Genomic DNA, 7,858 nt, shown 5'->3' with positions numbered 1-7,858 from the left:
GTCAGTTAAGACTTAGGCTGGTCAGCTACCTAAAGGAGAGGCATGAAGCCCCGTCTCTTTAGAGCGGGGTGCTGACAGTATCATCCCTCACTGCGCGCTGCCAACTGGCTCAACCGTGACTTGGAAACAACAGGTAACAGGTTTGTCGGCAGCGTTCTGAGCTTGAAAATCCAGCGTTCCTATCGTATCGTATCACGCGGGACGGGGGGGTGGGGAAATGTTGCCCAACAGAACCGATCGACTCGCCCCGGTGACGGCGGGCAAATTGCCGGGAATGCCCAGAAGGCGCCAGTAGGCGAGGACGGCGAAGGCGATCGCTTCTTTGAAGTCCCCATCCACGCCCATTTCCGTGGTCGTCTGGATGGGAATTGGGGCGAAAAGCCGTTCGAGGCGCGATCGCAGGTAGCGGTTGTGAGAGCCGCCCCCGCAGAGGAGGACGCGATCGGGTTGTCGGGGCACAAACCGGCGGTAACTGTCGGCGACGGAGGCGGCGGTCAGTTCGGTGAGGGTGGCCAGGAGGTCGGCGGGGGTGAGGTGGCGGGATTCGGCGTCTTGTAAACACTCTCGCAAATAGTCGGGGCCGAAGACTTCCCGCCCAGTGGATTTGGGGGGCGGGGTTCGGAAAAAGGGGTGTTTGAGCCAACGTTCCACCAGTTCGGTGTCGGGCGTGCCGGCGGCGGCCCAGGCCCCATCGCGATCATAGGTTTGTTGGCCGCCGGAGAGGTATTCGACGGCTAGATCTAACAGGGCGTTGCCCGGTCCGGTGTCCCATCCCCGCACGGGTTCAGATTCTCCCCGTTTTCCCGGTGGCAGGGCGGTGACGTTGCCGATGCCGCCGAGGTTTTGAATGCAGCGATATTCGGCGGGGTGGCGGAGGAGGTGGGCATCGACGGCGGGCACCAGGGGGGCGCCTTCCCCCCCGGCGGCGAGGTCGGCGGCCCGGAAGTTGCTGACGGTGGGGATTCCGGTTTGGTAAGCGATCGCCTCCCCCCGGCCGAGTTGGACGCTGCAACCCAGGGGCATCTCCGCGCCCGAGTCGGGCGGTCGGTGGTAGACGGTTTGTCCGTGGGAACCGATCGCCTCAGCGGGTCGGGTTGGGTCTTGGATGGCCAGGGCGGCTCGGGCAAATTCCCGGGCGATGGCGTCGTCCAAAGCGACCAGTTCGGCCACCGAGAGGGGTTCGCCCCCGCACACCGCCAAAATCCGCGATCGCAGTTCCGGCGGATAGGGGTAGGTCGCCGCCCGCAGACACTCCACCCGCAAATCGGCCGTCCCCCCGCCGATCTCGACGAGGGCGGCGTCGATGCCGTCGGCGGACGTACCGCTGATCAAACCGATGACGCGGGTCACGGGCCTAAGATCCGATCAGGATCACGACCACCGTGATGTTGTCCCGTCCCTCGCGATTTTTCGCCTCGTCCACCAGGGCTTGGGTGGCCGCTTCGCAGGCGCGGATGGACTTGAGCTGGTTGGCGATCACCGAATCGGGCAACTCTTCCGTCAGGCCGTCGCTGCATAATAATAAGCGATCGCCGTCCTTGACCTCCATCGGCAAGATCTCGATGTGAGCCAAATCCTCCCGCCCCAGACATTGGGAGAGGACGTGGCGCCAGGGGTGGACCCGAGCTTCTTCCGGCGTCAGGTCGTTGCGCTTGACCGCCTGGGCGACCCAGGTCTGGTCTTCAGTGACTTGGGTGAGGGTGTGGCCGCGCAACTGGTAGAGGCGGGAATCCCCAACGTTGGCGCACCAGGACTGCTCCTCGCGGAACAGGGCGACGACGCTCGTCGTCCCCATGTCAGCCCGTTCGGGATGGTCAATTTGATCTTGGAGGATGGCGCGGTTAGCCGCAAGGAAAGCTTCCTTGAGCAAGACCGGGGAAGGGTCGGAAGAATCCCACTGGGAATTCAGGTAGTCCGAGATGGTCTGAGCCGCAATTTGACTCGCTTCCTGACCCCCGGCGTGTCCGCCCATCCCGTCCGCCACGATGAAAAATCGTCCATCCGGATCGATGTGGTAAGCGTCTTGGTTGACCTTCCGAACCTTTCCCGTATCCGTCAAACCGGCGAAATAGCGTTTCATAAATTGGCTGTTCGAGTTGTTTCTCTCCTTGCGGAAATCAATTATAAATTTTTTTTATCTGACCACCCCAGGGACCCGGACGATCGCGAATCCCGCCCGGTGCCTACAGCATCCGATCAAAGCGATCGATCCGCCGCAGGAGTCGGAGAAAGGCGATGCCGACGATCAGCGCCAACAGGGCGACGACGAGGGCTAACCACACTTTATCACTAATGAACAAGAGTGTCGCCGAGAGTGTGAACGTACCGACCAACAAAACGTAATTGGTTCCCATCTGGACGTTCCCCACCCGGCGCAGGAGGCGGTCGGTTTCCGTGGCGCGGACCCGCATCCGCAGGTCGCCCTGCTCCAGTTTATCCAGGGTTTGCTCGATGCGCCCCGGCAATCCCAGGGCCGTCGAACTCACCTGAGCCGCCTGCCGCCCGATTTCGTTGATGATGCTGTTGGCTGTTTCAGAACTGTTTCCATTGGACATGAGCTGCATGGCAAACGGTTGTGCCACCTCCATAAAGTTAAAATCCGGGTCGAGTCCTTTCCCTACCCCTTCCAAGGTGGAAAACGCCCGCATCACGAAGGTAAAAGTCGCGGGAAAGCGGAAGGGTTGGTCGTAGGCGATTTCGTAGAGGTCGTCGCTGATGGCGGCGATGGACTGCTCCTCGAAGGGCTGGTCCATGAAGTGGTCTAGCATATACTGGACCGATCGCCGCACCGGCCCCATGTCCCCCGTCGGGGCTAGGGCGCCCACTTCGATCAGGGATTTCACCACGCGATCGGCATCTTTTTGGGCGATGCCGAATAGGGTTTCCATCAATTTTTCCCGCAGGTTGGAGGTGATGCGCCCCATCATCCCGAAATCGTAAAAAATCAGCTCTCCCTCGGGGCTGACGGCGATGTTCCCCGGGTGGGGGTCGGCGTGGAAAAAGCCGTCGTTGAGGAGCTGCTGCAGGTAGGCCTTGGCCCCCATCTGCGCCAGTTGTTTGCGGTCTAACCCCGACGCTTCGATCGCCTCGTAGTTGCTGATTTTGATGCCGGGGATATATTCGAGGGTGAGGACTCGCGGGGAGGAGAACTGCCACCACACCCGGGGCACGTGCACCCATTTGCACTGGCGGAAGTTGCGGCGGAAGGTGTCGGCGTTGCGGCCCTCGTTGAGGTAGTCGATCTCTTCCCACAGAATCCGACAGCATTCGTCGTAAATGCCGATCCAATCCCGGCCCCGGCCCCATTTGGGGTGATTTTGAAAATAGCGGGCGATGCCCCGCAGGATGGCTAGGTCGATTTCAAACAGTTGTTTGAGTCCGGGCCGTTGCACTTTCACCACCACATCGGCGCCGTTGTGCAGTTGGGCATGGTGTACCTGGCCGAGACTGGCGGCGGCCAGGGGAACCGGGTCGAAGCTGCGGAATAACTCCGGGACGGATTTGCCAAAATCCTGCTCGATGATTTCCACGCACTGCTCGTAGCGGAACGCCGGAACCCGGTCTTGCAGTTTCGAGAGTTCTTCGACGTATTCGCCCGGAAATAGGTCCGCCCGGGTGGAGAACAGTTGGCCAACTTTGATAAAGGTCGGGCCGAGATCCAGCAAACTTTCCCGCAGCCAGATCGCCTGCTGTCGCCGTCGGGCCAGCATTTTTTCTTCGCTGTAACCGCCGACGTAGCTCCACTGTTTGCTGTCTCTCCACATCCAGCCCAGCCACAACAGCACGAACGCCCAAATATCGACGAAGCGCCGTTTGCGGGAGTACCGTTTTCGGTTCCAACGGTAGGCCTTTTCTCCGTAGGATTTCTCAGTGGCCGGCGCCACTGCATTTTGGCGGATCTGTTGGGTGTTCCGGCGGGGATGAATCGAGTCATCAATGGGAACAGACACTCGAGTTTCCAAATTGTGTTTCCAGCTAATCTATCGGGTTGGGTGAATCGGAAAAAGTTGCGGGGTCGGGAGTCCGGCTGAAGCCTAGGCTCGGTTGCGGTAGAGCTGCAATTCGGAGCGCAGTTCGGCAATTTCGGCCCGCAGGTCGTCGATGATTTCTTGCAGGTCCACCGAGCCGGCGGGGGCGGTGCCGTCAACCGTTCCGGAAGTGGCAATTCCCCGGCTCATTTCCTCTTCTTGTGCCCGCCGCATCACCTCGGCGGCGAATTCTCGCAGGCGTTCCCGCTGCTCGGCGTCAAATTTTCCCAAATCGCTCAGACCGCCGGAGAGCAGGTTTTCGATTTGCTCGTAAAGTCCTTCGGCCAGGGCTCTGCCCACGAAGAAAGAATGAACGGCTGGCTTGCTCATAAAAAAAGTTTTGCTAACTTCCGTAACAAATTATAACGCGATCGCTCCTCAATGCACCGGCGCCGGGGGAGGAAATCCGGGGAGAAAATTCCCGCCGGCGAGTCCGGGCGGGGGATCGGGCGATCGCGATCGCGCCAATTCCCCGAAGGCCGCCTCTCTCATTTTTGGGAGTTCAGATTTCAGATTTTAGATTCTTCCCCGCCCATCCCAGACCACTCCAACTCCGGCTCGGGGGCACCGGCGGGCGGGAACTCGTCCCAGCGCTTCGTCCCGGTTTCGGGGGCGGGGTCGGCCGATCGCGATTCTTCGGGAGTCCAAGGCTCGGAGGGTTCGGCCGGCGGGAGGTCGGGCAACTCCCGCTCCCAACTGGGGGTGGCGGGCGCTTCGGGGGGGGTCGCGTCCCAAGTCGGCGACGGTTCGGCGTAGGACTCCGGAACCGCCGGGGCGGCCGGCTCAGGCGGCTGATAGTATGGGTACTCCTCCTCGGGAATCTCGGGGAGGCGATAACTGTCGTCCGCCGGGGGGTCGAGGGGGGGATACTCTTCCCAATCGGAATAACCGTTGGAATCGAGTTCCGACCGTTCCGGCGGCGTCTCGGAAGCATAATAATCCGGAGTTTCGATCGCTTGGGGGGACTCGTAGACGTCGGGGAACGGTTCACTTTCCCATTCTTCGTAGGCGACATCTTCGAGCAGTTCCCCCACGTCCGTACTGCCGTCCCCGAGCAGTTGGAGTTCTCCGATGCCGTCCCACTCGGAATCCGGTTGTTTGCCCACCAAGTCGGGTTCTTCAAAGATCGGTTTGGAGGGGTCGAGTACCAACCGCTCCCCCCCGTCCCCCGACGGGTCGAACCCGGGGTCGAATTGGGCGACGAGGCCGTCGCCGTAGCGCCGCGTCACTTCAAATCCCACCCACCCCGAGATCACGGCCGTGAGGACGAACAGCGGCGCGACCCGGAGCCGGGAGAGTTTTCTCATTTTCGGTCGGGGTGGCGGCGGTTTGGGCCGTTGTTCTTCTCGGGCGGCCGGGGGTGGCGGCGGCGGGGCCGGCGGGCGATATTCCTCCCGGACGGCCGGGGCGGGTTCAGGGGTACAGAGGATGTCGAGCCATTCGCCGATGCTCGACGGACGCCGCCCGGGTTGCAACTCCAACCCCCAGCGGACCGCCTCTTCGACGGCCGGGTTCAGGTCGGGTTGGAACTGGCGCAGGCTCGGTTTTTTGGTGTGGAGCAACTGTTCGGTCAGGTGGCCGGCGCACAGCGGAGCCTCCAACGGCGCCTCCCCCGTCAACAGATAATATAAGATCGCCGAAAGTCGGTAGATGTCGGTGCCGGGGGTCGGTTTTTCGTGGGGGAGGTACTGTTCGAGGGCCGCAAATCCTCCCCCCAGGGCGCGGTTGGGGACGTGGCGGTTGGCGGTGTCGGGTTGCAGGTAGCTGCCCACCCCGAAATCGGCCAGCATGGCCAGACGGCTGCCGCCACGGCGGATAACGGAGGTCGGCTGCAGGTTGCAGTGGAGGAGTCCCTGCCGGTGGGCGATGTCGAGGGCCGATGCGATTTGGCGGATGTAGTGGACGGCCTGGGGCGCCGGGAGGGGATGTCCGGGCCGGACGAGGGTTTGCAGGGATTCGCCGGGGACGAACTGCATGACGATGAAGGGATATCCTCCCTCCTCGAACAGGTCGAGGACCCGCACCAGGTTGGGGTGCTGGCACAAACTCCACCGCTGGGCGATCGCGATCGCCTGATGTCGCAGTTGGGAGATGTCGTGCTGCCCTCCGGGTTGCCGGGAAAGGGTTTTGATGGCGACGGTTTGACCGATGTGCAGGTGGGTCGCCCGGTAGGTGACGCCGAATTCCCCCCGTCCCAGGACGCGATCGAGCCTGTACTTGCCATGTTGAAGGATGGTTTGAGTCGCTGAGTTCATCTGCCGACGTGCCAATTTTCCCCCTAAAGTTAGTCGATTTGTGGCTCTGAGGCAATAACGCTAGGGTACATCGCCCGTTTGATAGTCTACATCTTGTTTTCGGAATTGTAGCCCCTCGGGGGGGAGTGGAGGGAGCGGAGGGAGCAACGGGTGGAGCATCCAAACCGCTTGGGAATTAATTCCCAAGCTAATAGCGAAAATCATCTGAAGATGATTGGGGAATATGTGCGGATCTGATATCAACTGGCCTCCGGTCGCCTCCGGTCGCCTCCGGTCGCCTCCGATCGCCCGCCTATCCCCGATCGAGTACGATTGGAGGAAGTGACTCGGCGCGATCGCACCCCATACCATGAAAGAAATCGAGCAGGTCGCCGCCGCTTTGGATCGTCAGGACTATCGAGGCGCGGCAAAGTTACTCAAGCAATTGCAAAAACAGTCCCCCCAAAATCCCTGGGTGAAACTCTACATCGGGCGCTGGTACGAAGCCACCGACCAACTCGAATCCGCCGAAAAAGTCTACCGCAAACTGCTGCAAACCGCCAGCCACCCCAAAATTATCGGCCAGGCCCGCGACGGGGTGAAGCGGTTGGAGGCCATCGAACAGCAACGGCGGCAAGATGCGATCGCGCAAACGAAGGCGGACCCCCGCAGCGGTGAGCCGGCGGTGCTGATCCTCGAACCGGTCGAACCGGAACGCAAACCCGAGGTCGCCAAAATCCTGGCTCGCCTCCTCAAAACCGACGCCTACAGCGCCAGGATGCAGCTCCAGAGTCGCGGCTGGCGCCTGTACCGGACGGGGGAATTCGGGGAGTTGGGGGTCTACGGTCGGGAAATGCTCGACGCGGACATCCCCGTATTTTGGGCGTCTTTGGCTGACATCGACAGTCTGCACGTCTTCCGTGTCTCCCACATCCAGTCCCTCTCGCCCCAACCCGCCGTCGTCTGCCGGGACGAAACCGATCGCCTCGGCGCCCTGAGTTTCGACTGGTCCGAGGTGGCGGCGCGGGTGGAGGGGTTGCTGCCGCTGTTCGTGGAGACGATGGACTACGACCCCCGCCGCCAAAAGAGCGATCGCTTCCGCCACCGAAAAATTACCCAGGACTACGCCAAAATCTACGACCTCCACCTTCCCGGACGCCGCTCGATCCTGCGATTGTGCGACCAAACCTACGAGTTCCAAAAGGGGGTCCAATTCAACCCCGACGCGGCCGCCGAAGCCCCCACTTCCCCCACCCGACAGACGGCCCGCCTCCAGTGGAACCGCCTCATCGAAACCTTCGACCTCAACCTCGAAACTGCCCCCCTGTGGTCGGAATTTACCCCTTTCGCGGAGACGACCCTGGACTACACCCAACTCTTGAGCCGCATCACCTCCCACGTCGATTTGGAGCGAAAAACCGAAACCCCCTGGGACCCGGCTTTTCAACTCTACAGCGGTTTGGTTTATTTGAGGGAATAATTGAGAATTGAGAATTGAGAATTGAGAATTGAGAAATTCCTCACGAGGATAGTCGGGAGATTGGAAGCCCCGTCTCTTCAGAGCGGGGATGAAAATCGACTCGAGCGGCTTGAGCC

Annotated in this window: 7 protein-coding genes; 1 reads left to right on the top strand and 6 read right to left on the bottom strand. The window is 61.2% G+C overall.

Annotated features, from left to right (window positions below; translation table 11 throughout):
- Positions 1-192: 192 nt before the first annotated feature.
- The 6 genes from AC0QHF_RS03450 to AC0QHF_RS03425 all read right to left on the bottom strand — a co-directional run bounded on the left by AC0QHF_RS03450 (position 193) and on the right by AC0QHF_RS03425 (position 6,283).
- Positions 193-1,350, bottom strand: a complete 1,158-nt coding sequence (locus AC0QHF_RS03450) for an anhydro-N-acetylmuramic acid kinase (RefSeq protein ID WP_324702789.1) — start codon at positions 1,348-1,350, stop codon at positions 193-195.
- 4 nt (positions 1,351-1,354) lie between these two features.
- Complete coding sequence (locus tag AC0QHF_RS03445; protein ID WP_324702788.1) at positions 1,355-2,080, bottom strand: PP2C family protein-serine/threonine phosphatase; 726 nt, start codon at positions 2,078-2,080, stop codon at positions 1,355-1,357.
- A 103-nt stretch (positions 2,081-2,183) separates the two neighbouring features.
- Positions 2,184-3,950: an ABC1 kinase family protein gene (locus AC0QHF_RS03440; protein ID WP_324702787.1), complete on the bottom strand. Its 1,767-nt coding sequence runs from the start codon at positions 3,948-3,950 to the stop codon at positions 2,184-2,186.
- Positions 3,951-4,034: 84 nt separating this feature from the next.
- The gene (locus tag AC0QHF_RS03435; RefSeq protein ID WP_324702786.1) at positions 4,035-4,358 is read right to left on the bottom strand and encodes a DUF6825 family protein; all 324 of its coding nucleotides are present in this window, start codon (positions 4,356-4,358) and stop codon (positions 4,035-4,037) included.
- 48 nt (positions 4,359-4,406) lie between these two features.
- Complete coding sequence (locus AC0QHF_RS03430; protein ID WP_473113541.1) at positions 4,407-4,520, bottom strand: peptidylprolyl isomerase; 114 nt, start codon at positions 4,518-4,520, stop codon at positions 4,407-4,409.
- A gap of 17 nt (positions 4,521-4,537) precedes the next feature.
- Positions 4,538-6,283, bottom strand: a complete 1,746-nt coding sequence (locus AC0QHF_RS03425; RefSeq protein ID WP_324702785.1) for a protein kinase domain-containing protein — start codon at positions 6,281-6,283, stop codon at positions 4,538-4,540.
- Positions 6,284-6,632: 349 nt separating this feature from the next.
- On the opposite strand from AC0QHF_RS03425, the gene AC0QHF_RS03420 reads away from it, so the two are divergent.
- Complete coding sequence (locus AC0QHF_RS03420; protein WP_324702784.1) at positions 6,633-7,742, top strand: tetratricopeptide repeat protein; 1,110 nt, start codon at positions 6,633-6,635, stop codon at positions 7,740-7,742.
- Positions 7,743-7,858: the final 116 nt, after the last annotated feature.

Source organism: Lyngbya sp. CCY1209 (genome assembly GCF_055795065.1).
This window is presented reverse-complemented; position numbering and strand designations above follow the sequence as displayed.